Origin of the sequence: Marinobacter sp. MIT932201 (assembly GCF_047123295.1) — a bacterium.
GTDB lineage: Bacteria > Pseudomonadota > Gammaproteobacteria > Pseudomonadales > Oleiphilaceae > Marinobacter > Marinobacter salsuginis.
This window is the reverse complement of record NZ_CP138917.1, coordinates 1366736-1388234: the sequence shown is the minus strand read 5'-3', so window position 1 is coordinate 1388234 and position 21499 is coordinate 1366736. Positions and strand designations below refer to the sequence as shown.

The 21499-nt window shown below is 56.1% G+C and carries 29 protein-coding genes; 12 read left to right on the top strand and 17 right to left on the bottom strand.

Annotation, left to right across the window (positions count from 1 at the left end; translation table 11 throughout):
* Window positions 1-19: 19 nt before the first annotated feature.
* A complete protein-coding gene (locus SIC15_RS06395; protein WP_412537300.1) occupies window positions 20-829 on the top strand; it encodes a substrate-binding periplasmic protein in 810 nt (269 codons plus the stop codon).
* Here the strand turns inward: SIC15_RS06395 and SIC15_RS06390 are convergent.
* The 3 genes from SIC15_RS06390 to SIC15_RS06380 all read right to left on the bottom strand — a co-directional run bounded on the left by SIC15_RS06390 (window position 826) and on the right by SIC15_RS06380 (window position 3223).
* Window positions 826-1215, bottom strand: a complete 390-nt coding sequence (locus SIC15_RS06390; RefSeq protein ID WP_222466386.1) for a phosphate-starvation-inducible PsiE family protein — start codon at window positions 1213-1215, stop codon at window positions 826-828. The genes SIC15_RS06395 and SIC15_RS06390 overlap by 4 nt on opposite strands.
* Before the next feature lie 74 nt (window positions 1216-1289).
* Complete coding sequence (locus tag SIC15_RS06385; protein WP_412537299.1) at window positions 1290-2225, bottom strand: M14 family metallocarboxypeptidase; 936 nt, start codon at window positions 2223-2225, stop codon at window positions 1290-1292.
* 113 nt (window positions 2226-2338) lie between these two features.
* The gene (locus SIC15_RS06380; protein WP_412537298.1) at window positions 2339-3223 is read right to left on the bottom strand and encodes a LysR family transcriptional regulator; all 885 of its coding nucleotides are present in this window, start codon (window positions 3221-3223) and stop codon (window positions 2339-2341) included.
* 124 nt (window positions 3224-3347) lie between these two features.
* On the opposite strand from SIC15_RS06380, the gene SIC15_RS06375 reads away from it, so the two are divergent.
* Genes SIC15_RS06375 through SIC15_RS06360 form a run of 4 tightly spaced genes read left to right on the top strand, consistent with a single transcriptional unit; the run spans window position 3348 to window position 5634 of the window.
* Window positions 3348-3965 carry a glutathione S-transferase gene (locus SIC15_RS06375; RefSeq protein ID WP_349343594.1) on the top strand — a complete coding sequence of 206 codons (618 nt, stop codon included), beginning with the start codon at window positions 3348-3350 and terminating at the stop codon, window positions 3963-3965.
* On the top strand, window positions 3966-4322 hold the full coding sequence (locus tag SIC15_RS06370; protein WP_209398427.1) for a nuclear transport factor 2 family protein: 357 nt from the start codon (window positions 3966-3968) through the stop codon (window positions 4320-4322).
* A gap of 37 nt (window positions 4323-4359) precedes the next feature.
* A complete protein-coding gene (locus tag SIC15_RS06365) occupies window positions 4360-4557 on the top strand; it encodes a tautomerase family protein (RefSeq protein ID WP_136631951.1) in 198 nt (65 codons plus the stop codon).
* 27 nt (window positions 4558-4584) lie between these two features.
* Window positions 4585-5634: an NAD(P)H-dependent flavin oxidoreductase gene (locus SIC15_RS06360; protein ID WP_412537297.1), complete on the top strand. Its 1050-nt coding sequence runs from the start codon at window positions 4585-4587 to the stop codon at window positions 5632-5634.
* Here the strand turns inward: SIC15_RS06360 and SIC15_RS06355 are convergent.
* Complete coding sequence (locus SIC15_RS06355; RefSeq protein WP_412537296.1) at window positions 5627-5986, bottom strand: winged helix-turn-helix transcriptional regulator; 360 nt, start codon at window positions 5984-5986, stop codon at window positions 5627-5629. The two genes, SIC15_RS06360 and SIC15_RS06355, sit on opposite strands and share 8 nt — an antisense overlap.
* A 110-nt stretch (window positions 5987-6096) precedes the next feature.
* Between SIC15_RS06355 and SIC15_RS06350 the strand changes: the two genes are divergently transcribed.
* The gene (locus SIC15_RS06350; RefSeq protein WP_412537295.1) at window positions 6097-6702 is read left to right on the top strand and encodes an NAD(P)H-dependent oxidoreductase; all 606 of its coding nucleotides are present in this window, start codon (window positions 6097-6099) and stop codon (window positions 6700-6702) included.
* Window positions 6699-7100, top strand: coding sequence for a GFA family protein (locus SIC15_RS06345; protein WP_412537294.1), 402 nt, complete (start codon window positions 6699-6701; stop codon window positions 7098-7100). The genes SIC15_RS06350 and SIC15_RS06345 overlap by 4 nt, the downstream gene beginning before the upstream one ends.
* A 103-nt stretch (window positions 7101-7203) precedes the next feature.
* Here SIC15_RS06345 and SIC15_RS06340 read toward each other — a convergent pair whose 3' ends face one another.
* From SIC15_RS06340 to SIC15_RS06330, 3 genes are all read right to left on the bottom strand, one after another.
* On the bottom strand, window positions 7204-7380 hold the full coding sequence (locus tag SIC15_RS06340) for a hypothetical protein (RefSeq protein ID WP_412537293.1): 177 nt from the start codon (window positions 7378-7380) through the stop codon (window positions 7204-7206).
* A 128-nt stretch (window positions 7381-7508) separates the two neighbouring features.
* Window positions 7509-7910, bottom strand: coding sequence for a GFA family protein (locus SIC15_RS06335; RefSeq protein WP_412537292.1), 402 nt, complete (start codon window positions 7908-7910; stop codon window positions 7509-7511).
* A 78-nt stretch (window positions 7911-7988) separates the two neighbouring features.
* Entirely contained in the window at window positions 7989-8858 is an 870-nt protein-coding gene (locus SIC15_RS06330) for a LysR family transcriptional regulator (protein WP_412537291.1), read from the bottom strand.
* Between the two features lie 94 nt (window positions 8859-8952).
* Here SIC15_RS06330 and SIC15_RS06325 point away from each other — a divergent pair, with 94 nt between their 5' ends.
* A complete protein-coding gene (locus tag SIC15_RS06325) occupies window positions 8953-9456 on the top strand; it encodes a lactoylglutathione lyase family protein (protein ID WP_412537290.1) in 504 nt (167 codons plus the stop codon).
* A gap of 114 nt (window positions 9457-9570) precedes the next feature.
* Here the strand turns inward: SIC15_RS06325 and SIC15_RS06320 are convergent, their stop codons facing one another.
* Window positions 9571-10038: a hypothetical protein gene (locus SIC15_RS06320; protein ID WP_412537289.1), complete on the bottom strand. Its 468-nt coding sequence runs from the start codon at window positions 10036-10038 to the stop codon at window positions 9571-9573.
* Window positions 10039-10131: 93 nt separating this feature from the next.
* Window positions 10132-10512: a hypothetical protein gene (locus SIC15_RS06315; RefSeq protein WP_412537288.1), complete on the bottom strand. Its 381-nt coding sequence runs from the start codon at window positions 10510-10512 to the stop codon at window positions 10132-10134.
* A 283-nt stretch (window positions 10513-10795) separates the two neighbouring features.
* Here SIC15_RS06315 and SIC15_RS06310 point away from each other — a divergent pair, with 283 nt between their 5' ends.
* Window positions 10796-11749: an IS110 family transposase gene (locus SIC15_RS06310; RefSeq protein ID WP_022993296.1), complete on the top strand. Its 954-nt coding sequence runs from the start codon at window positions 10796-10798 to the stop codon at window positions 11747-11749.
* 35 nt (window positions 11750-11784) lie between these two features.
* Here the strand turns inward: SIC15_RS06310 and SIC15_RS06305 are convergent, their stop codons facing one another.
* The 6 genes from SIC15_RS06305 to SIC15_RS06280 form a co-directional block, all read right to left on the bottom strand.
* Window positions 11785-12024, bottom strand: a complete 240-nt coding sequence (locus SIC15_RS06305) for a hypothetical protein (protein WP_412537287.1) — start codon at window positions 12022-12024, stop codon at window positions 11785-11787.
* 92 nt (window positions 12025-12116) lie between these two features.
* Window positions 12117-12428 carry a hypothetical protein gene (locus SIC15_RS06300; RefSeq protein ID WP_412537286.1) on the bottom strand — a complete coding sequence of 104 codons (312 nt, stop codon included), beginning with the start codon at window positions 12426-12428 and terminating at the stop codon, window positions 12117-12119.
* A gap of 80 nt (window positions 12429-12508) precedes the next feature.
* Window positions 12509-12802: a HigA family addiction module antitoxin gene (locus SIC15_RS06295; protein WP_412537285.1), complete on the bottom strand. Its 294-nt coding sequence runs from the start codon at window positions 12800-12802 to the stop codon at window positions 12509-12511.
* Window positions 12802-13080, bottom strand: coding sequence for a type II toxin-antitoxin system RelE/ParE family toxin (locus SIC15_RS06290; RefSeq protein ID WP_412537284.1), 279 nt, complete (start codon window positions 13078-13080; stop codon window positions 12802-12804). Before SIC15_RS06290 ends, SIC15_RS06295 begins: the two co-directional genes overlap by 1 nt.
* Before the next feature lie 88 nt (window positions 13081-13168).
* A complete protein-coding gene (locus SIC15_RS06285; RefSeq protein ID WP_412535857.1) occupies window positions 13169-14422 on the bottom strand; it encodes an IS256 family transposase in 1254 nt (417 codons plus the stop codon).
* Window positions 14423-14583: 161 nt separating this feature from the next.
* Window positions 14584-15213 (bottom strand): DUF3800 domain-containing protein, encoded by a 630-nt coding sequence (locus SIC15_RS06280; RefSeq protein WP_412537283.1) that lies wholly within the window; start codon window positions 15211-15213, stop codon window positions 14584-14586.
* A gap of 677 nt (window positions 15214-15890) precedes the next feature.
* On the opposite strand from SIC15_RS06280, the gene SIC15_RS06275 reads away from it, so the two are divergent.
* The 3 genes from SIC15_RS06275 (at window position 15891) to SIC15_RS06265 (ending at window position 18098) form a co-directional block, all read left to right on the top strand.
* A complete protein-coding gene (locus tag SIC15_RS06275; RefSeq protein WP_412537282.1) occupies window positions 15891-16916 on the top strand; it encodes a DUF2235 domain-containing protein in 1026 nt (341 codons plus the stop codon).
* A 97-nt stretch (window positions 16917-17013) separates the two neighbouring features.
* Complete coding sequence (locus tag SIC15_RS06270) at window positions 17014-17346, top strand: SMR family transporter (protein ID WP_008175853.1); 333 nt, start codon at window positions 17014-17016, stop codon at window positions 17344-17346.
* Between the two features lie 26 nt (window positions 17347-17372).
* Window positions 17373-18098, top strand: a complete 726-nt coding sequence (locus SIC15_RS06265; protein WP_412537281.1) for an SGNH/GDSL hydrolase family protein — start codon at window positions 17373-17375, stop codon at window positions 18096-18098.
* A gap of 15 nt (window positions 18099-18113) precedes the next feature.
* Here SIC15_RS06265 and SIC15_RS06260 read toward each other — a convergent pair whose 3' ends face one another.
* A complete protein-coding gene (locus tag SIC15_RS06260) occupies window positions 18114-19772 on the bottom strand; it encodes an acetolactate synthase large subunit (RefSeq protein WP_412537280.1) in 1659 nt (552 codons plus the stop codon).
* A gap of 58 nt (window positions 19773-19830) precedes the next feature.
* Window positions 19831-21444, bottom strand: coding sequence for an FAD-dependent oxidoreductase (locus SIC15_RS06255; RefSeq protein ID WP_412537279.1), 1614 nt, complete (start codon window positions 21442-21444; stop codon window positions 19831-19833).
* Window positions 21445-21499 lie beyond the last annotated feature (55 nt).

The window sequence follows — 21499 nt, the reverse complement described above, 5'->3', positions numbered from 1 at the left end:
AAACATTTTGAGTATGCTCATGAAAGCTTGTATTCAGGTCGTTCTCGCTTTTGCTCTGTTGGCGGGTCTTACCCTGAGTGCAAGCCGTCCGGCGGCGGCAGATACCGTGCTGCATGTTGCCTATGAAGATAAGACCCAGTTCCCATACTACATGGGTGACACCCAACGGGTTCTGGACAAGCCCGGCGCCGCGGTTGAACTGGTCAAAATGCTTGAGGAACGGATACCTGGCCTGCAGATCAGATTCAGCCGCTATCCCTGGAAGCGTTGCCTCACGATGCTCAAAACCGGCCAGGTAGACGGGATATTCAACGCCTCTTTCAACAGCTCGCGTACCCGCATTGGCGAATACCCCTGGGAGGATGGCCAGGTTGATCCGTCTCGCCGCCTGACCACCATTAGCTACTATCTCTATACCCTGCCCAACACTGAAATCGGCTGGAACGGCGAAGCGTTCGAAGATCCGGACATCAGCGTTGGCGCCCCACTCGGTTACTCAATCGTGAACGATCTTGAGAATCTTGGTGTCTCCGTGATCAAAGTCCGCAGCTCGATGCAAAGTCTGCAGTTACTCAAGGCGAAGCGTGTAAAAGCCGTGGCGCTGCAATCGGTGACCGCCGATTATCTGTTGGCCAACAATCCCGACCAGTTGGAGGGTATTGTCCGGATCGCCCCGCCCCTCAAGACCAAACCCTACTACCTGATGCTTTCGCGCCAATTCAAAGCAGCCCACCCAGAGCTCTCCGAGCAGATCTGGGATGCCATCGGCGAACTCAGAGAAGAAAAACTTGAGGCGCTGGCAAAGCCCTATTTATCAGAACCGGGCTAGTCGTCGTATTTGCGAACCTGGTTGAGCCGGGTCATTACAAACGCTGCAATGGCAAGAATCAGAATCGCGATGGCTTCGTAGAGAATGTTCTCGGGTGCCATATCCTTGCCTTGAAGAATGATCAGTCGGGCCAATGCCGTGATGGCAATGAAGATCGGGAAGACAGAAGCTGATCGCCGGTCCGAGTAAAACACGGCCACCATGCCGATGACCTCCAGGTACAGAAACATCAGCAGAATGTCTGCGAGATTGATGCTTTGGGCGACGTACAGCGAATGAAGCTCGAAGGCCACCCCACCAAGCGTCATCAATACAACCAGGAACAGCAGAATACGCTCGATTATCTGAAAAAGTCCGAGCGCCAGCTTCTTTTCAGAAGAATCCATGAAGTTCGCCTTGTTTTTGGGGTCAGCTTTTCAGGAAGTCTAGTTAACTTATTCTTCCATGCCGACTCAGTACATCATTTGGCGGTGTCTGAATGGGCCAGCCCGTAATCGATGGCCGCACAAACCGCAGTAGCCTGCGCGGCATTGCATTGCTCGGGGGTAACTCGGGGGCTATCCGGATAAACCTCGGTAGTGGTTCGGTAGGGCGCCCGAGTCATGCCGGCGCACAGGCCCCACTGGGTAAGTGGGTACTCAATCACGCCCCGCGCAACGACCTTGGAGCCGAAGATCTCGCCATTCTCATCCGCTGGCGCAATGTGCGTCACCTGCTCCACCGCCTTGATCACCGCCTGCTGAAAATCGGGTTTCGGGTTCTCACTGTCATCAACCACATAAAAGCCATCGGGAATACCGGCAGGCTCGAACGGCTTGCCGTCGCGGGCTGCCAGGGCCGGCCGAAATTCTGATTCGTCGGTATCAGTGGTTTCATGAAGATCGATATGAATCAGAGCACTGTCACGGATAGGCGCGACCAATCGCATGAGTGCGGCTGACTCCTCCGCCCGACTACCTTCGTGGAAGGAACGGTTGGGGTCGATGGCATTACGGTTCCAGCGATGAATACGCTCATACGCCCAGGGACTCACGCACGGCGCAACCAGCAGGTTCACGCGGCCCGCATACTCCGCCGCGTGTTTATCAAGGAACTGCAGCGCCCCATGCACCCCGCTGGTTTCATACCCGTGAACCCCGCCCGTGATCAGTACCACCGGCAAATCCTCGTTCCAGTCACGGCTGCGAATCGCCATCAGCCGGTAATAATCCGGGCCGTAATCCAGAGCGCCGTACTCTTCCACATCGAAGCGCGAGCGAAGGCGCTCGATCACACTCAACACCTCCGTCTCGTAACTGCGCTGACGGGTCTGGCTAGACAACCACTCGGCGCATTCAGCATCGCCCCAGGGCGTGCCAGGAGTACCAATTGGGTATGGTGTTGGCGCTGTATTCATATCGTTTGAATTCTCCGATGTTGGTCAATGCGTGGGTTTCAGACTGTGAGATGGTACATCCTTCAGTAATGTTCATCCTTGGTTTCGCGATTCCCTTCCTCGCGTATTTGATCCTAGTCGAAATCCCTGGACAGAAACCAGGACTGCAGAAACTCGATGCAGCTGAGCAGTTTCGGCTGAGTGAACTGCCGGTTGGGATAGAGCGCGTACAGCGTAAGGTCCGGTCGGCTAACCTCCGGCAGCACTTCAACCAACGTCCCCTGATCTATACCTTGCCTGGCTACAAAACTGGGGAGAAAACCTATGCCCAGCCCGTCCTCAATCACCTGCTTCATGAACAATGTGCTGTTCACCTTGAGGGAACCACCGACGGTAATACCCTGCGCCAGCGGCCAGAAATTTCCCGATTTGAAATAGCTGTACACAAAACAGTTATGGGCGGCCAGATCGTCGACATCACGAATCGGCGGATGGCTCTCAAGGTACCCGGGTGAGGCGCACACCTTGTAGGTAAAACGGACCAGCGGTTTGCCTACATAGTTGGAATCCAGCATCTGGCTGGAAGCCCGAAACCCCAGATCGAACCCATGCTCGATCAAATCCAGGCTTTCGTCTCCCAGCTGTATGTCCAGCTCCACGTCCGGGTATTGCTTCATGTAGGCAGAGAACAGTTGCGACAGATCGGTAATGCCCAACGCCATAGGGGCGTTGATGCGTAACTTGCCGCGCGGGTTGTCCTGCATGTGCTGCACATAGGCGTCCGCATCGTCTACCTGAACCAGCAATTCCCGGCACCGCTCCAGGTATCCCTCACCAATGGACGTCAATTGCTGTCCACGGGTGGATCTATGCAGCAGCCTCACGCCCAAGTCCTCCTCCAGCCGCCCTATCTCCTTGCTGATCATAGAGGTGGTCACGTTCAGCTCATTGGCCACACTGGTAAAGCTACCGGCATCCACCACCCGCACAAACATCCGCATTGCCCGCAATTTGTCCATACTGCCCGGCCTTACTGTTTCCACATTGTTGATACTGATAAAACATTATTGCCATTTAAGAACACGAAGGGAAGCGCCAAACTTCACTTGCAGTCACGCAATAACCCAACAAACGAGGTTTTATATGTACACCCTGTACTTCATTCCCGGCGCCTGTTCACTGGCCACGCAGGCGATTCTCAACGAGCTCAACCAGGAAAGCACCCTGGTTCACAAGCTGGAAGCCGACCACTTTGAAACCCTGAACCCCGCCGGAACCGTGCCAGTACTGGTCGACGGCGACATGGTGCTGAACGAGGGCGTGGCGATCATCCTCCATCTGCTCAACAAGCATAAGAACAACCTGATCGCTGAAAGCGGGGACGCGCGGCATCAGGCCATCGAAAATATGCTATTCGCAAACGCCACCATGCATCCCGCCTACGGCCGCCTGTTCTTTGCCCAGGCCAACGTGAACGATGCAGCAGCCAGACAGCAGGTTTTCGATTCTGCGGCGGTGGCCATCAACAAACTGTGGCAGGTGGTGGAAGCGAAGCTGGAGCACATGCCGTACCTCGGGGGGCATGACATCTCCGCCGCCGACATTCTGCTGGCCGTGTACTCCCGTTGGGGCGACTTCTTCCCCGTGGATATCGTACTCGGCCCGCGCAGCCGGCAGATGGTGGATGCCGTATTGAAGCGAGACAGCATGCAACTTGCCCTGCAGCGGGAAGAGGCATACAGCGCGGGAGCCGCGGCATAAATGGACACCGAAAAACGCCAGTTGGAAACCATGGTGAATGAGTATTTTCAGGGCCTGCACACGGGGAATGCCGAACGACTGGCGCCGTTGTTCCACAGGGACTGTGTACTCAAGGCACCCGGCCTGCGGCGCACACTGGACGAATGGTTGGCCGATGTCGCAACGCGACCAATACCCGCGAACATCGGACACCCGGAGGACTATCGCATCCTCCAGGTGGAACTGGCCGGAAACCAGGCCATGGTGAAAGTGGCGTGCCCCCTGCCCCACGGCAACTTTACCGACTATCTGGGCTTCCTTAGAGAAGACGGTGTCTGGAAGATCGTGAACAAAATGTACGCGCCAGCAACCGACTGACCGAAAACCCGAAACCATTTATCGAGAGGAATTTCGAATGCCTTATGTCAATATCAAAGTCACCGACGACAACGTAACCGTCGAACAGAAACGCCAATTAATTCAGGGAACAACGCAGCTACTGGTCGATGTCCTGAACAAGAATCCTGACGCCACCCACGTGGTTATCGACGAAGTGTCGACTGACAACTGGGGCGTGAAAGGGGAAACCGTCACCAATCTGCGAAAACGATAACCAACAAACAGGGGAGCAACACTTACCATGACCATCCTCAGGGAATTACTGAACGTGGAGTATCCAGTGATTCAGGCACCCATGGCCGGCGTGCAGGACAGCGCGTTGACCATCGCGGTTTCCAAAGCGGGAGGGCTGGGTTCGCTCCCCTGTGCCATGCTCACAGGCGACAAAATACGCGAAGAAGTCGCCAGGATAAGGTCCGCGACCGACCGGCCCTTCAACCTGAATTTCTTCTGCCACACCCAGCCACCGGAAGACCCGGAGAAAGAAGCGGCCTGGCGACAAAGCCTGCAACCTTACTACGAAGAGCTGGGGTTAGACGTGAACGATGACGCCGGCGGCGCAAGCCGTCGACCCTTTGATGAACAAACTGCCGATCTGGTGGCTGAATTGAAGCCTGCGGTAGTGAGCTTTCACTTCGGCTTACCGGCCCCCGAATTGCTGACCTACATCAAATCCAACGGCGTGAAGGTACTGGCCAGTGCCACCACGGTGGCCGAAGCCTTGTGGCTGGAGGAGCGAGGCGTAGACGCCATCATTGCACAAGGGCTCGAGGCCGGTGGCCATCGCGGCCACTTTCTATCTGACGACCTTGGTCTGCACATGGGTACTTTTGCGTTGCTCCCCCAAATCGTATCCAGAGTCAAAATTCCTGTCATTGCGGCAGGGGGTATTGCCTCCGCGGAAGGCGTCGAAGCAACCACAAAACTGGGTGGGGTCGCCGCCCAGGTCGGCACAGCTTACCTTCTCTGCACCGAAGCAAAAACCAGTGCCATCCACCGTACCGCGCTTCAGTCCGAGCAGGCGCCCCACACCGAAATCACCAACGTATTTTCCGGTCGCCCGGCACGCGGCATCGTCAACCGGCTTATCAGAGAGCAAGGCCCTCTCAGTACGCGCGTGCCGGACTTTCCCAATGCCGCAGCTGCGCTGGCGCCCTTGAGATCGGAGGCTGAAAAGCGCGGAAAGGGGGACTTTTCGCCCCTGTGGGCGGGGCAGAACACTACGGGGTGCGAGGAAATCTCAGCCGGGGAAATGACGTTGAAATTGGCTGGAGCACAACAAGCTAGCTGATATCGTATTTCTCCGACCACACCCTAAGGTCGTCAAGGATCTTCAGCGCGCTGCGGCCAAAATCGGTCAACTCGTAGGTGACCGCGACTGGCCGATCATTGACGACCTTTCGCACCACCATCTCCCGCGACTCCAGCTCCTTGAGGCGCTGATCAATCATCTTCTTGCTGGCACCGCCGAGCATGCGGGCAAGGTCGTTGAAGCGCACCGGGCCGTCTTTCAGGTGATAAATGATGGAGCCGGTCCATTTTCCGCCAATGATGCGCATACCCCTTTCAATGGCGCAGGGTTCCATGCAGGCGTTAAAAACTTTTTTCCGACCGTAATCGTCTGTTTCTACGCGACTTTCCATCCGTTCTCCAGCACTTGGAACAAGGTTACCAAAAGTATACTGATTGATTACCGTTTACAGGTAACCATAGTATACCAGCACTACATTCGTTACCACAGATGGAGGTTCCGATGAGCAATATCCTCATCATCAATGCGCACCATTACTATCCCTTCGCAGAAGGCAAACTCAACGGAACTCTGGTTCAGATGGCCGACGAGTTGCTAACTGCCGACGGGCATCAGACAAGAATCGTGGAAGTCGATAAAGGCTGGGACGTGGACCAGGAGCTGGAAAACCACCAGTGGGCAGACATCCTCCTGCTGCAAACCCCGGTTAACTGGATGGGCGTGCCCTGGAGCTTCAAGAAATACATGGACGAAGTCTACACAGCCGGAATGGGCGGCGCGTTGTGCAACGGCGATGGCCGCACCGAAGAAGCACCCAAGGCGAATTATGGCAATGGCGGCACACTGCAGGGCAAAAAATACCTTCTCTCGCTCACCTTCAATGCCCCAGAGGAAGCCTTCAATAACCCGGATGAGTATCTCTTCCGCGGCGGAAGCGTGGACGACCTGCTATTCCCCATGCACATGAACTTCCGCTTCTTCGGCATGGAAGCGTTGAACACCTTCGCCTGCTACGACGTGATGAAAAATCCGCAGGTGGAGCAAGATTTTCAGCGTTTTCGGGCCCACCTCGCTGAACAGATTCCGGGCCAGCGGAATGCATCATGACTGAAACACATCAAGTACATTGCGACTGCGGCACCGTGGAAGTCACCATGACCGGTGCACCAAAAGTCCACGCCTTTTGCCATTGTGAAGATTGCCGGGACCTGCTTCAGGTCCCCTATCACTCAGTGCTGGCCTGGGAACCAGAGCAGGTTTCGGTGACAAAGGGCGAGCCGAGTGTGAAAACGTTCCAGCACCCTTCCAAGCGAATGACACGGGTGTTCTGTGGTGACTGTGGCGAAGTGCTGTACAACACCAACGCCATGGGCTGGAAGCTGGTTTCACAGATCCTGGTGCTCAAGACCAACGGATACACACTTCCGGAGTCTTATCAGCCCAACGGGCATTTCTTCTATGACCGCAGAATCGTCGACATTGATGATGCGCTGCCGAAGCGATAGCGCCTGGTAGGTTAGAGGGACTAAACGACGCTGAGCGAGGATTTGTGAGCGATGGCTGGCAAACTATCTCGCGCAGCGTTCTGTAAGGGGCTCAAACAACGGTCTACAGGCGTGACAATACCGCTGCGATAATCAGGCCAATACCCAAGCCTCCGATTATTGAGCCAACGAATGCCAAAGCTGAGGTCGGCAAAAACACAAAACCAACGCCAAGCCCGAGCAATACGCCGCCACCTATAGCCCAGCTTGTTTTATCACTTGGTTTGTTTTTCTCGTCCAAAGTCCAGCCCCTCACATTCGACGAATCTCAAAGTCGATCGCATTGAATCTCCCGCCTGGCTCCAGAGATTATAGTCCTGATTTTCGCCGCAAGTGCCCGCGGCCCAAGAACTCAGAGTCCCAGGCAGCTCAATCTGGCAGCCCTTCGAAATTTGGCGCTCCCGCTGAAGCCTCTTCCCAGGTGGCTTTGCTGGATGAAAAGATATGTGCCGTTGGCGACAAAGAGACCTCCGTGTCCAGGCCCCCTGCCGGAACAACGAGCAAACCGGCTATCTGGTTGCTTGGTAATGCTGAACCACACAGCTTACAAAAGCTCCTGTTATGACGAGTGCCCGGAAGCATAAAGGAGGTTACAGCATCGGCACCGGCCAACCAGGTTAATTCAGCGGACTGTGAAAACAGGTTTGCCGCGTGAGCAGATCCCGTATCTTTTTGGCAGTGCCGGCAGTGACAGAGGTAGAAGCTCTCGAAGTCGCCCTCTATCTCATATTTCACGGTGCCACACAGGCAAGAGCCAGAATGCGTCGTCATCTTAATCCCTTATTGAGCAGTTAGATGGCAACATCACAGCTCACGCGAGTGGTGCAACGTGCCAGATTCCAGGCCGGTTTAAAGCCATTTCCTAGCTTCCGCAATTATAGTCCGCATTCTCGCCGCAAGTGCCCGGTGCCGTGGAACGCACAGATACAGCGTTTCACTCACCGGGTTAGCAAGACGATGAGCCCTGATCTGCTCACGCTTCTCGAAGGCCTCAACGGCATGGGCAGGCAGAACGGTAAATCCCAACCCCATGCTGACCGGCTCCAGAATCAAACCAATCTGGTTTGAGAAGCCTTTCTTCGGAAACAGGTTGCTGTGCTGAAACTCGGGGTAATTGGCACCAAGAAGCAAACTGGCGTGATGACTGCCATCAGGATGGTCGATAAAGCCGAGGTTCATCAGCATGTCCCAATCCGGCTCCTTCACGGTGGCCGGCGTTACCAACAGCAGCGATTCCTGCGCGACGGGCGTGCAGCTAACGTCGGCCAGCGTCGATCTCGACGTCATGAATCCGAGATCAACAGCAGACCCGGCAATGGCAGTTTCCACATCGGGGTTCGGCGCAAACCGGTAATCGATAGCCAGCTTCGGGTGTTTGCTCTGAAGAGCCAACAGGTGTGGATAGAGCTTCAGCCCGACACTGCCCGGCGACATGATTCGCACACTGCCTTCAAAAGGCGGGTCCTCTCCCACTGTCTGCTCAAGATTCGACAACGCGAAAAGGATGCTCTGCGCCTCGGTGTACAGCCTCTCTCCTGCACCGGATAGAGAAAACTGCTTGCCCTGCCTCACCAACAAATCGGCACCCAGTTGCTCCTCGAGTTTACGCACATGCTGACTCACGCCCGACTGTGTCATGTGAAGGCGTTCAGCCGTACGGGTGAAATGACCAACTTCCACCAGTGTGCAAAAGGTGCACAACCAGGTCGTATTTATCATTACACTCCATAATGTTTACGAGAATAAATGATAATTTTAAATGATTAATCAGCGGATGTAACCTGCTCTCAGTCTCAACAGAGGAGGACAGGACATGAACAACGCTTACCCAAGAAATTTCTCGCACATCGGCATATCCGTGCCCGACCTTGAGCAAGCCGTAAAGTTTTACACAGAGGTGATGGGTTGGTACCTGATTATGGAACCAACGGAGATTGAGGAAGACGACAGCGCCATTGGAGAAATGTGCACTGATGTATTCGGCGCAGGCTGGGGCAGCTTCCGTATCGCTCACCTATCAACAGGCGATCGAATCGGCGTGGAGCTTTTTCAGTTCAAGAACAAAACCAACCCGGAAGACAATTTCGAATACTGGAAAACCGGGGTTTTTCACTTCTGTGTGCAAGACCCGAACGTAGAGGAACTGGCTGAGAGGATTGTGGCTGCGGGCGGTAAAAAGCGCATGGAGAAACCGCGCTACTATTATCCCGGCGAAAAGCCCTACCGCATGATTTACATGGAAGACCCGTTTGGCAACATCCTGGAAATCTACAGCCACAGCTATGAGTTGATTTACAGTCCGGGCGCATACCAGTAAGCGCCCAGGTGTTATCGGGAGACTTTCCGCTGCGGAAAGTCTCCTCAAGGCTCGCCATCACCGGTGACAAAACCAGCGCGAAGCAGAGGTTCTGGTCTCCGGTGCATAGTCTGTTTATTCACTTTCACGGATAGCACAGACATCCTCGATATCGACAGGGCGTGAGAGCGCGGTCTTATACTGGACCAAGTCCTCTTTCAACATGAGGGGAAGCTCAAGGCCAAGCAAAGACACCGTCGCATATCGAGAGAAATCTATGCTAAGCGGAACCCAGGTTTGCCTGTTTGCATCAAAAATTCGCGGACCATCAGAACTGCCCACCTCCACTTTGACACCTTCATACTTGAACTGGACGTAGGTCAGATCCCAGCCTTCCTCTTGGCGGTGGGCGGCAGCTTTGGATACAAACTCCTGGCCTGCCTCCACCACTGACCAAAAGCATTCACCGGGCACGAAAAGATCGATGTCATTCAGATCGCGCTCAGAGCCATATCCCTTTGCTGCGAGCCCGCCACAGATCAGAAAGGGAATATTCCTATCCCTCAGTAACCCCACAATCCACTGGGCAGCTAGATGATGCATTCCTTCTCCTTATAGCACCCATGGTAACCGGCGCCGGAGCGCCGCGGAGGGAATCCAAAGCGGTAGGCTCTTGGCGTGCGGATGACCGCTTGGTTAACGGCTACTGGCACCTGCCCACACGTACTTATTAAATATTGCCGGTGCTACGACCGTTACGACCACAGCCGCGACCAACCCAAATGTACCGGACCAATCCTCGGCAAAATCCAGGAAGTGACAGAGCCACGCACCAGGGTTGTCATAACAATACTGCGGCGCAGACTTTGTCGCTGGCACGGCAAAGGGAAATATCAGCAGTGCTCCGATTAGAGTTTGAATCCCGTAGCTCGTACAACCACTGAAAAACGCGAATCGCTTGGGAGAGACCAGTCCCTTCCATTTGGCAAAGAGATAACCCCATAAGACGGGTAACCAGAACACAGCGGCCAACCCTATGCCTATCGCTATTGAAATGCCGAAGATCTTAATTTCCACTCTAAACTTCCATATCTGAGACTAAAGCCGTTAACACAAAAGCAAAGCGGCGCGTCTCACGCGCCCGCCTTCCATGACTTGTATGGATAATTTCTTCCGTGTTTGGGTAAATTGAGGCCCACCCCCAGTGGCCGCTGGGGGCCTTCATGCAGCAGCTCGATGCCTGACCGGCTCCTCTGTCGAGAGACCGATAACAAGTGTGCAGCGCTGCATGACTCTCAAGCGATAACTCGAACAGTCATCGGGGCCTCGAGCCCGTATAGCAAGGCAGAGTCAGCTTATTATGAACAACACGGAAATCCAAACCCCAGTCAATGTCGGCGTCGATGTCGGTAAGGCCAATCTGGACATTGCTCTTCACCCCTCCGGGCAGTTCTACACCATCCCAAATACCGAAGCGCATATTCGCCGCTTTGTCCGTATCCTTAAAAACTACTCGATCGAACGCATCGTTGTTGAAGCCTCTGGCCGATATGAACAGGCCCTGGTTCAGGCCTGCGACCAAGCTGGTTTGCCGATCATCATCGTCAATCCCATCAGTGTCCGACGCTACGCCCAGGCCATTGGCGTACTCGCCAAAACCGACCGGATTGATGCCCAGGTCATCGCGCAGTATGCCGCCACACTGAAACCTGAGTTCAAACCTATTCCAGACAAAACCTCCCAGAAGATTAAGGACTTACTGGTCCGACGTTCTCAGCTTCTGGAAATGTCCACCATGGAGAAAAACCGCCTCCAGATCCTGCCGAAACCCCTTCACCGGTCGATCAAAAGTATGCTCCGGATGCTCCAGAGTCAGATTGAAACCGTCACCCGACAGATTGAGCAGGAGGTGGCCAAGGTGGATCAGTGGCGCAGCAAAATGGAGATCATGACCAGCGTGCCAGGCGTCGGAAAAGTGCTCGCCTACACCTTCCTGAGTGAACTCCCGGAACTCGGTTCGCTGAACCGCAAGGAGATCGCAGCGCTTGTTGGCGTAGCACCCATCAACCGAGACAGTGGCAAGCTAAATGGCAAACGAAGGATACGAGGTGGCCGCCACAGAGTCCGCACCGTGATGTTCATGGCCATGCTCTCATCCATCCAGTGCAACCCGGTCTTCAAACGCTTTTACGAACGCCTGAAGGCCCAGGGAAAGATCCCGAAAGTCGCCCTCATCGCCTGCATGAGAAAGATGATTGTGGTGCTCAATACCATGATCAAAAACCAGGAATCATGGCGGGCTGAAATGGCTTAATTTATGGAATTGACACCACAGTCACTTGTTATATCTCATTTGATAAACGCCACGACCACTTGCGCAACACCAACCAATACCAAAGCCGCTGTTAGCAAATTTAGGGCAAAGGCTAGACGTGACGAAGATTTTGAGGATTTTGAAAATTCATTTTCTAGCCGTTCAAGCCGCGTGTTGAGACCTTCGAGACTGCTGTTAATCTTTAACGATGCATTCCCGACTTTTTCCAATGATGCGACTTCAGCACGTTTTAAATTTTCTTGAGTATCTTCCAAAGCATCCTCTCTGTGCTGATATAGCGCCAGTGGTAATGGGCGCCAACGGAGCGCAGCGTAGTTGACGTCCTGTTGACCGCCTTGTTAGCCGACTATTGCTCAGGGGACGTGCGTTCCTGGATTAAATCTCTGAGCACTGAGATTTGCCCTAATGCCCAGCTAACATGCTGATCTTTGCTGTGGCCGTTTGTAATGTCATAACCCACTGCTGCGCGAATGCTCCAGCATGCGGATGATAGCTTTTCAGCACTATAGCCATCCAACTCATCCTCAAGTGCGTCAAACTCAGATTTGATCGCCTGCGTTGCAGCATATATGGCTGCCTGCTCAAAGCCGCTCGAAGCATGAGAGGAGAGATTAGCTAAGTCTTCAAGCCGATCCACGATTAAAAGCTGATCATTCATTGCAAGCTCCTTGTTGTTCAACGCCTGACTTTGCGGCTTGCCGGAGCGCCAGCGCAGGAACGTCCGACAACACCCATTGGTTAAGCTGCATCGAAGTTCAGGGGATGAATTTCATCAAGATTGACCGTATTGCGGGCCACCCACAGATCGTACATATCCTGCATCGCCAACCAACTCTCGGGAGAACGTCCTAGAACCTTGGATAGCCTAAGCGACATTTCCGGGCTAATACCGCTATCCCCTCTGAGCAGACGAGACAACGTGGAAGGCGAGACCCCCAGGCTAGACGCAAGCTGACGGGAACTGATGCCAAAAGGCTCTAGGTAAACTTCCCGAATGAATTCACCAGGATGCGGCGGATTATGCATAGTCATTAGTGATAATCCTCATAATCAAGAATGTAGGCGTTGCCGTCCTGAAACTCGAACGTCATGCGCCAATTTCCGTTAACACGAATCGACCACCGCCCTTTATCTCTCCCCTTCAATGGATGAAGCCGGAAACCCGGTATATCCATATCTTCCACCGAAGTGGCCGTGTCCAGAGCAGCCAGCTGCATTCGCAGCTTCTTGGCGTGGTCAGGCTGTATGCCAGACGTGTTGCCAGTCGAGTAAAACCGTTTCAGTCCTTTGTGACGGAATGATTTAATCATGGGGGAACTCTAGCATGTTGCGCATCACGCAACATTAAAGCTTAACGCCCGGCTCACGCGAGTTATTGTCAAATCTGGTGTATGACCATCAGGCAGCGCTCCTGTCAGATTGATCCTCCACCGGTATTCCATCCTGAAACTGCACGTTGTCCACGACCAGCTTCAGTTGGTTGAACCCCTTGATCCGCTTCCAGCGTTTCTGGGCGGATTGGAGCAACTTGAACACCATCGATAACGTGGTGTCGCGATTGCCACAAGACCGGCTCCGCTTGGTTCTCAGCCGTACTGTGGCGAAGGTGGATTCAATCGGATTGGTGGTCCGTAAGTGAATCCAGTGAATCGCCGGGAAATCGTAGAAGGCCAGCAGCTCATCCCGGTCCTTCTCCAGGTTTTCCATGGCCTTCGGGTACTTGTCCCGGAACCGCCGCAAAGCGCTGTCAAACGCCTTGTGGGCGCTGTCACGAGTCTCTGCCAGGTAGATCTCATGCAAGGCTGACTTCACCTTCGGTTGCACCGACTTGGGCAGCTTGTCCAGCACATTGGCCGTCTTGTGCACCCAGCACCGCTGGTGCCGGGTGTCCGGAAACACTTTGCTCAGAGCCTTCCAGAAGCCCAGTGCGCCGTCACCCACAGCCAGCCTGGGCGACGGCTCCAGACCACGTTCCCGCAAGTCCGTGAGCAGCTCTCGCCAACTGGCCTCGGACTCCCGGTGGCCATCCTCGACAGCCACCAATTCCTTGTGGCCATGCTCAGTCACGCCGATGATTACCAGCAGACAGAGTCGATCGTCCAGCCGGACGTTGCTGTACACGCCGTCGGCCCACCAGTACACATAGCGTTTCTGGCTCAAGTCCCGGCGCTGCCAGTCCTTGTGCTCATCCAGCCACTTCGCCTTGAGCCGGGAGACCGTGTTCGCCGACAACCCGTTGGCCTGCTCGCCGACCAGCGCGCTCAGGGCCTCCTGGAAGTCACCGGAGGAGACGCCCCGCAGGTAGAGCCAGGGAATCAGTTCCTCCAGACTCCGGGCACGCTTCAGGTAGGGTGGCAGCAGGTGGCTGTTGAAGCGAATGCCAGAGCCACTGCGGTCCCGGACTTTGGGAACCTGGACTTCTACGTCGCCGACGCCGGTCTGAACAGTGCGTTTGGGAAGGTGCCCATTGCGCACCACAGCACGGCGGCCATCCGGTGTCTTGACGTCTGCGCACTGCTTCAACAGGCTCTCCAGCTCCGTCTCGACAGCCTGTGCAATCAGATCACGGGCACCCTGACGGATTAACCCGTGCAAGGGATCGTTGCCGGCTACCTCTGGTTGTGAAAGAGCATGCAGGTTAGACTTGGACATGGCGTATCATTCCTCTGTTGGTTGTGATCGTCGCGGTGATCAACCAACAGGATACGCCACCCCTTCAACCTGCTTCCATACACCAGAAATCACCATAACTCGCTCACGCGCCGGTTTGGAGCCGCGAAGCGGCGGAAAAACGGTCGCCGTGCAGCCGATTGTTAAATTGCTGTATGGAGTCCATGCTGAATCCCACCAAAATAATCAAACTTGCGTTCGATGATATTGAAGAACTGATCATCACCCTTTTCGTACTTTCGAAATAGCGCATAGGCAACCAGATCAGCGAGCTGAATAAGCCTCGTTGCTTCTGAATCGATAAACGCAGGAACTTCAGCCATGTTCCGCAATCTACCCCACTCGTGACCATCCACCTTGAACTCTGTTGCAAGTGCCTGGATGGGAGCTTCTTTGCTGCTTTTATCGAATAGAATCAAACCTCTTTGCGTGTTCTGAAAGTGAACATGCTCTCTAGCTAAGAAGTGATCAAATCGGGTAACTATCTGCTGAAAGGTATAGTGAACTGGATCGTCGGGTGAAATCGCCCCCTTTCTTACGACAGAGGCAAAGATTCTGTACTTCCTGCCATCGATTAAGCGAAGGGCATTCTTGATAGCCTCTAACCGGTCTTCCTTTTCAAATTTTCGCCAAAATTTTCGCCCAGCAAACATCGGGGCACCGTGGAGTTCGACAGAATCCGGATCTTGCGGATTGAATGTTTCCGCAATTTTGTCCAATTCAAGAGAAAGCCAGTGCGCAGAACGCTCAAAAACACTCACACCAGCAAGCACAAAGTGCTCCTGATCTGGGCCCCCGGGCGTGCCAGACTCATCGGCGTATAGCAAAAACATCAATAACTCCCTGAATAACAAGCGAGAGTAGATGTTAGGAGAAGGGAGGGAAAAAGGAAAGGCGGCGGAAAGAGCACAATGCTCAGCGCACCGCAGTAAGGCAGCCCGCCATAGATTGTTTCCAACCGCAACTCAATTTTATCCATACGCCACGGGTTCTGCAATAATAAATTTAACAGCTATTTATACGAATGCGTTCGTATATCACCCGTTCGTAAAACTCCATTCAAAACCGCTCAACAGGATATGATTTTGTTGAATAAAAACAGGCCCTTAAGCACCCTTTGCCACGGCTACCGCCGGAGTTATACGCCCTTGTTTGAGCCACTCCTGCTCCTACCGTGGGCGTATAACTCCACCCATCCTTTTCCAACTTTTTAACCCTATCAGATAGTTACCGACATTTCTCACACGGTTTCTGGAGTTTTGCGAACGCGTTCGTATAACTCCGGCACCCTGGGTCGTGGCACTATCCTCGCACTCACATCCCTGAGATACTCATCTATACCCACCAAACAGGATGTACCGGCCGTTTCCATCCGCCGGAGAGTGGGCAAAGTTGCTCCCTGGTTTACAGGCGGGGCAACGAGGAACAAAAACGACAGGAGGTCTTTCCCATGAAACGCATTGCTGTCTGCTTTGATGGCACCTGGAACCGCCCGGAGGAAATCCTCGGCGAGGATTACCCCACCAACGTTCTGCAATTTGCCCGCGCCATCCAGCCTACCGACGGTAACGGGGTGGAGCAGGTGGTGTTTTACGACTGGGGCATTGGCTCCTACCACGATTCACTAAGGGCTGGTGCCACCGGGTACGGGCTGGAGAAGAACGTGATGGACGGTTACCGGTTTCTGGTGCACAACTACGAGCCGGGTGACGAGATTTTCCTGTTCGGCTTCAGCCGCGGCGCCTACACGGCCCGCAGCCTGTGCGGGATGATCAATAACTGCAGCATTCTGCGAAAAGACCACGGCAGCCGGATCGAGGAGGCCTTCAAGCTCTACAAAACCAAGAAGCACAAGGCCAACGGCGACCACTCCATGGCCTGGAAGGCGAAGTATTCCCTGGAGCAGCGCACGCCCATTCGGTTTGTCGGGGTGTGGGATACCGTGGGCGCACTGGGCCTGCCTTTTACTTTTTTCGGCCTGATCAAGGATCGGGACCTGTTCTACGATTGTAAGATAGGCAGTAACATTCGTGTCGCCCGCCACGCCCTCTCGCTGGACGAGCAGCGGGAGGATTTCGAGCCCACGCTCTGGGACCCGCGCGATGGCACGGATCTGGAGCAGGTGTGGTTTGCTGGCGTGCACTCGGACGTCGGTGGCGGTTATGGGCCAGACAAACAGGGTCGCACACTGGCCGATATTCCCCTGCTGTGGCTGAAGGCAGAAGCGCAAAAACAGGCTCTGGTATTCAACGATTCCCTGCCCAGCATAACCCACCCCAACGCCGCCCAGCACAACGAATACAAGGGCAAGTACAAGCTGCTGGGCAAGCTGGTGCGCAAGATACCGCCGCCCGAGACCAACCGAACCTGGGTCCATCCAAGCGTGAGAGAACGCTACGCCAGTGGTTACCGCAGCGAGCCGATCGAACAATTCGAGAAGACCCACGGCCAATGGCCACCGCTCTGGCCGGGCTAAGCCCGCGCGCGTTCAGCCTGGTTTTTGATAGACTCCACCGCCCAAAGAGTACCCCTGTAATCGCAGGGCGGTTTTAACCAACAGGAGTGTGTCAGTTGTGAAGAGCTGGATTTTTCTGGGCGTTGCCATCGTAGCGGAAGTGATTGCCACCACCGGCCTGAAAGCCAGTGAAGGGTTCACCAAACTCTGGCCCAGCCTGCTGGTGATTGCCGGCTATACGATTGCCTTTTACTTCCTGTCGCTGACCCTGAAGGAAATTCCCGTAGGCGTGGCCTATGCCATCTGGGCGGGGATGGGCGTTGTGCTGGTAGCACTCATCGGCTGGCTCATTTACGGGCAGGCTCTGGATGCCGCCACTGTGATAGGTATGGCGCTGATTATCACCGGTGTTGCGGTAATAAATCTGTTTTCAAAGTCAGTCGCTCACTAGCCTGCCGGTAGATCAGGAGACTTCCAATGCACCTTCCATTCTGGCTGACAACCGCCCTGCTCTTTCCGGTACTACTCTACCAGGGCAAGAAGACCCGCCGCACAACGCCCAGGTTGCCGGAGGCCGGTGGCTCTCCTTCCGGTCAGTACGGTGAAGGCAATCCAGCCAGCCGAATCCTGGTGATTGGCGAATCCACGGCGGCCGGCGTGGGTGTTGAAACCCACGATCAGGGCCTGGCCAGCCAGTTGGCGAAGCAGATTCACGAGCGCACCGGCCAGACCACTGCCTGGCACACCTTCGGGGTAAACGGTATTCGCCTGGGTGCATTGCTGAGCGAGCTGGAAACCGCCGAACTGCCAGAAGCGGATGTGGTGCTGCTGAGTATGGGGGTAAACGACACCACGGGGTTCACGCCCCGCTTTCGTTTCCGTCAGCAGCTGCGGGCATTGCGTCGATTGCTTGCGACGCGATATTCAGGGCCCATTCTGCTCCTTAGCGTGCCACCCATGCACCTGTTTACCGCGCTACCCTCGCCGCTTCGGTATGTGATGGGGTGGCGGGCCCGGCAGCTGGATAACCTCTACATCCAACTGGCGCAACAATTTCCGGAAGACTTCACCTACCTGGACTATCCAGTGGTGACCGACCCGGCGCTTCTAGCCGCTGATGGCTATCACCCCGGCCAGAGGGGCTACCGGTACATTGCCGAGGCGCTGGCAGAGAGAGTGAGCCCGGCCAAGCGACCGGGCTGAACGGTTCTTCCCTTGTCAGGGGGCGAGCTTGCGCTTCAATGCCTTGGAAACCGACAGCGGCAGGCTGGGCAATGAGCGCAGCATCCAGGGCAGTATCCGGCGCTTTACCCCGCTCAGGGATTCCGGGATCACGGCTTCGATAAGGTGAGGCCCCGGCATTCTCTGGGCGTATTCTAGGGCTTTTGCCATTTCCTCGGCGGTGTGTACCCGCACACCGTGAACACCCATTCCGTTGGCCATTTCCGCGAAGTTGATCACCGGGCCGCGCAGGTCCAGCTGGGATTTGGCTTTGTCGCCGGCTTCTTCCGCGCCTACACGCTCCAGCTCGATGTTGAGCACGGAGTAGGAGGCGTTGTTGAAGATGATGGACGTTACATTCAGTTGTTCCCGGGCCATGGTCCACAGGGCCTGGATGGTGTACATGGCGGTGCCGTCGCCAATCAGGGCGATCACCGGCCGGTCCGGGCAGGCCACGGCAGCACCCACGGCGTTGGGCAAGCCCTGGCCGATGGCGCCGCCGGTGAGGGTCAGCATGTCGTGCCGGGGCGCTCCGGCGGTCATCATCGAGAGCATCAGGCTGGAGGTAATGCCCTCGTCCACTATGATGGCGTTCTCGGGCATCAGCTCACCCACCGCTTTGCAGACTTTCTCGGCAGTGAGCTTGCCCCGTGGCCGGCCTGGGCGTTTCGCCGGCTGCAGCTTCGGCTCGGCCTGGCTGGCGCCAACGGCGTCGTTGAGCTTGTTCAGGCTGGCCAGGATAACCTGATCGGGAGCCACCAGGGTGTGAACCTCGCAGGTGTCCGGCACCAGGTAGCTCTTCTTGCCGGGGTAGGCGAAGAAGGACACCGGCGCTTTTGAATCCACCAGGATCAGTTGTTCGATGTCGGTAAGCTGCACCGTGGCCAGTTCGGCCAGGTAGGCGATCCGTTCGATATAGGGCAGGCCGGCACCCCGCTCCATGCGGGTGGGGAAGGTTTCCGCCAGTAGGGTAACGCCGCTGTGCGCAGCCAGTTTGGCGGCCGACAGCATGCTGGGTTCACGCAGGGAATGACCGCCCATCAACAAAGCAGTCTTCTTGCCCGAACGGATGGCCTTGGCAATAGCTTCCACCGTGGCGTCGTCTGCCGGCTCCGGTGTCGGCGGCGCCATGGGTGCACTGGGCACACCGCCCTCTCCCCAGGACACATCCGCAGGAAGTATCAGTGTGGCGACTTGCCCGGGCGCGGTCTGGGCAGCGGCAATGGCTTCGGCGGCATCCTGGCACAGGGTTTCAGTGCTCTTGGCGGTTCGGACAAACCCCGGGGAGACGTTGCGGGCAACGGTCTCGATATCAGACTGCAGCTGGGCATCGTATTTCACGTGGTAGGTGGCGTGGTCGCCCACAATGTTCAGCACCGGTACCTTGCCCTTGCGGGCGTTGTGCAGGTTGGCCAGGCCGTTGCCCAGCCCGCAGCCCAGGTGCAAAAGGGTGGCGGCAGGCTTGTCGGCCATGCGCGCGTAGCCGTCGGCGGCGCCGGTGGCGACACCCTCGAACAGGGCAAGCACCGCCCGCATTTTGGGCTCGTCGTCCAGGGCCGCCACAAAGTGCATTTCACTGGTGCCGGGGTTGCTGAAGCAAACCTCAACACCGGCGTCCACCAGGGTTTTCATCAGGGCTTGAGCGCCGTTTGTCATTGTTGTTCTCCAAGCTTTCCGGGTTCAGGGTTTCGGTTGAATGATTTGCCCACGGGGTTCAGCCTCCGGCCACAATAGAGCGCACCGCTGCGCGGGCGGTCATGATGCAACCAGGCAGGAAGGTGCCTTCCAGGGATCGTTTGCCATTAGCACCACCGCCACCGAAGCCGGCTGCCTCGCCAACACAGTAGAGGCCGCCCACCGGCTGCCCATGGCCATTGAGAACGCGGCTTTGCAGGTCGGTTTGCAGGCCACCCAGGCTCTTGCGGGTAATCAGCTGCATACGGATGGCGATGTAGGGGCCGGCGCCCGGTTTCTGCAGCGGGGCCGGCTTGCAGGTGCGCAGGCGGTCCGGCTTCCATTCCCTGGCATGCTGGATCATGCGGATTTGGGGATCGTCGTGGAGGCTGGTGCCTGCGGTGAAATTGGCATCAAAAGCATCGGCGGTGGCCTTGAGTGTGGCCGGGTTGATGTCGTTGGAGCAGGTCAGCGCGTTCATCTTGCCGGCCAGATCCGTCAGGCTGTCGGCCACCAGGAAGGCCCGGCTTTCATGCTGCATCTGCCGAATCAGGGCGTGGTTGCCCAGCAACAGCTCTTTCACAAACTGGGGGAACTGTTTATCCCGGATGCGGGCATTATGCTCGGCGCCCGAGATGGCAAATTCCTTGGCGGCGATGCGCCAGTTAAGCAGGTGCCAGGTCCAGGGCTTTTCCTGCTCGGCCACGCGCTGGCACAGCCAGTGGGTATCGAAGCCGGTCACCAGGGGTTCCGGGCCAATCCGTTCACCCCGGTGGTTCAGCCACAGGGCCGATTTACAGGGAATGGTGGACAGGCCGTGGCCCGGAAAATGGGGGTACGGATGCGGGAAGCCGGCCGCGTAGTTCCACATTTCGCCGGCGTGGGTAATCCGGCCTCCGAGGGTGTCGGCCACCCAGTGATGCATGCGGCCATCGGCATAGGGGTGGGCACCATTCAGCATGCGGGTGGGTTGCGGGCGATCAACCGGCCAGTTCGCGCGGCATTCCTTGTGGCTGCCGTTGATGCCGCCAGTGGCCAGCACCACGGCCGACGCCGCGAAGCGAACTTCCTCTCCCGTGGCCTCGTTGATAGCCAGGGCGCCGCTGACTTTTCCCGCTTCGTGGTCCAGTTCGGTAATGCGATGCTGGTGCAGCAGCGTGAGCTTTCCGCTGGTGTTCTCCCGGTGCAGCGCGGTCATCAGGCAGCGGACCAGTTCCCGGGCGGTGCCCCACACCACATGGTACCGGGGCAAACGATTCCCATCGCCGAAACGGCCGCGCTCAACCCAGTTCACGGCGGGCAGAAATTTGATGCCTTCGTTGCTGAGCCAGTCGTAAACCTCGGAGCGTGAATGCTCAACGTAGTAACGGGCCCATTGCAGGGGCAATTCATCGTCGGGGGCCAGCTCGCCAAAGCTCAGCCAGTCTTCCAGGGCAATCTCTGGTGTGTCTGCAATCTTCATACGCTTCTGCAGCGGCGTGCCCACCAGCATCATGCCGCCAAAGGCCCACAGGGCCAGGCCTCCCATGCGCTCTTCGGTATCCCGGTCTGCCAGGACAACGGACTTGCCGGCGCGCAGGCCTTCCAGGGCGGCGACAATCCCAGCCAGCCCTCCACCGACTACCAGAATATCTGAGGAAATTACCTTGGCCATATCGCATCCGACCTGATCGCAATGAGTTGTCAGCTTTAAAGATATACCGGTACCA

Bases quoted from the DNA above. Each gene is read 5' to 3' on its own strand.
- SIC15_RS06395 (WP_412537300.1), top strand. From the start codon at position 20: ATGAAAGCTTGTATTCAGGTCGTTCTCGCTTTTGCTCTGTTGGCGGGT.
- SIC15_RS06390 (WP_222466386.1), bottom strand. From the start codon at position 1,215: ATGGATTCTTCTGAAAAGAAGCTGGCGCTCGGACTTTTTCAGATAATC.
- SIC15_RS06385 (WP_412537299.1), bottom strand. From the start codon at position 2,225: ATGAATACAGCGCCAACACCATACCCAATTGGTACTCCTGGCACGCCC.
- SIC15_RS06380 (WP_412537298.1), bottom strand. From the start codon at position 3,223: ATGGACAAATTGCGGGCAATGCGGATGTTTGTGCGGGTGGTGGATGCC.
- SIC15_RS06375 (WP_349343594.1), top strand. From the start codon at position 3,348: ATGTACACCCTGTACTTCATTCCCGGCGCCTGTTCACTGGCCACGCAG.
- SIC15_RS06370 (WP_209398427.1), top strand. From the start codon at position 3,966: ATGGACACCGAAAAACGCCAGTTGGAAACCATGGTGAATGAGTATTTT.
- SIC15_RS06365 (WP_136631951.1), top strand. From the start codon at position 4,360: ATGCCTTATGTCAATATCAAAGTCACCGACGACAACGTAACCGTCGAA.
- SIC15_RS06360 (WP_412537297.1), top strand. From the start codon at position 4,585: ATGACCATCCTCAGGGAATTACTGAACGTGGAGTATCCAGTGATTCAG.
- SIC15_RS06355 (WP_412537296.1), bottom strand. From the start codon at position 5,986: ATGGAAAGTCGCGTAGAAACAGACGATTACGGTCGGAAAAAAGTTTTT.
- SIC15_RS06350 (WP_412537295.1), top strand. From the start codon at position 6,097: ATGAGCAATATCCTCATCATCAATGCGCACCATTACTATCCCTTCGCA.
- SIC15_RS06345 (WP_412537294.1), top strand. From the start codon at position 6,699: ATGACTGAAACACATCAAGTACATTGCGACTGCGGCACCGTGGAAGTC.
- SIC15_RS06335 (WP_412537292.1), bottom strand. From the start codon at position 7,910: ATGACGACGCATTCTGGCTCTTGCCTGTGTGGCACCGTGAAATATGAG.
- SIC15_RS06330 (WP_412537291.1), bottom strand. From the start codon at position 8,858: ATGATAAATACGACCTGGTTGTGCACCTTTTGCACACTGGTGGAAGTT.
- SIC15_RS06325 (WP_412537290.1), top strand. From the start codon at position 8,953: ATGAACAACGCTTACCCAAGAAATTTCTCGCACATCGGCATATCCGTG.
- SIC15_RS06320 (WP_412537289.1), bottom strand. From the start codon at position 10,038: ATGCATCATCTAGCTGCCCAGTGGATTGTGGGGTTACTGAGGGATAGG.
- SIC15_RS06310 (WP_022993296.1), top strand. From the start codon at position 10,796: ATGAACAACACGGAAATCCAAACCCCAGTCAATGTCGGCGTCGATGTC.
- SIC15_RS06300 (WP_412537286.1), bottom strand. From the start codon at position 12,428: ATGAATGATCAGCTTTTAATCGTGGATCGGCTTGAAGACTTAGCTAAT.
- SIC15_RS06295 (WP_412537285.1), bottom strand. From the start codon at position 12,802: ATGACTATGCATAATCCGCCGCATCCTGGTGAATTCATTCGGGAAGTT.
- SIC15_RS06290 (WP_412537284.1), bottom strand. From the start codon at position 13,080: ATGATTAAATCATTCCGTCACAAAGGACTGAAACGGTTTTACTCGACT.
- SIC15_RS06285 (WP_412535857.1), bottom strand. From the start codon at position 14,422: ATGTCCAAGTCTAACCTGCATGCTCTTTCACAACCAGAGGTAGCCGGC.
- SIC15_RS06275 (WP_412537282.1), top strand. From the start codon at position 15,891: ATGAAACGCATTGCTGTCTGCTTTGATGGCACCTGGAACCGCCCGGAG.
- SIC15_RS06265 (WP_412537281.1), top strand. From the start codon at position 17,373: ATGCACCTTCCATTCTGGCTGACAACCGCCCTGCTCTTTCCGGTACTA.
- SIC15_RS06260 (WP_412537280.1), bottom strand. From the start codon at position 19,772: ATGACAAACGGCGCTCAAGCCCTGATGAAAACCCTGGTGGACGCCGGT.
- SIC15_RS06255 (WP_412537279.1), bottom strand. From the start codon at position 21,444: ATGGCCAAGGTAATTTCCTCAGATATTCTGGTAGTCGGTGGAGGGCTG.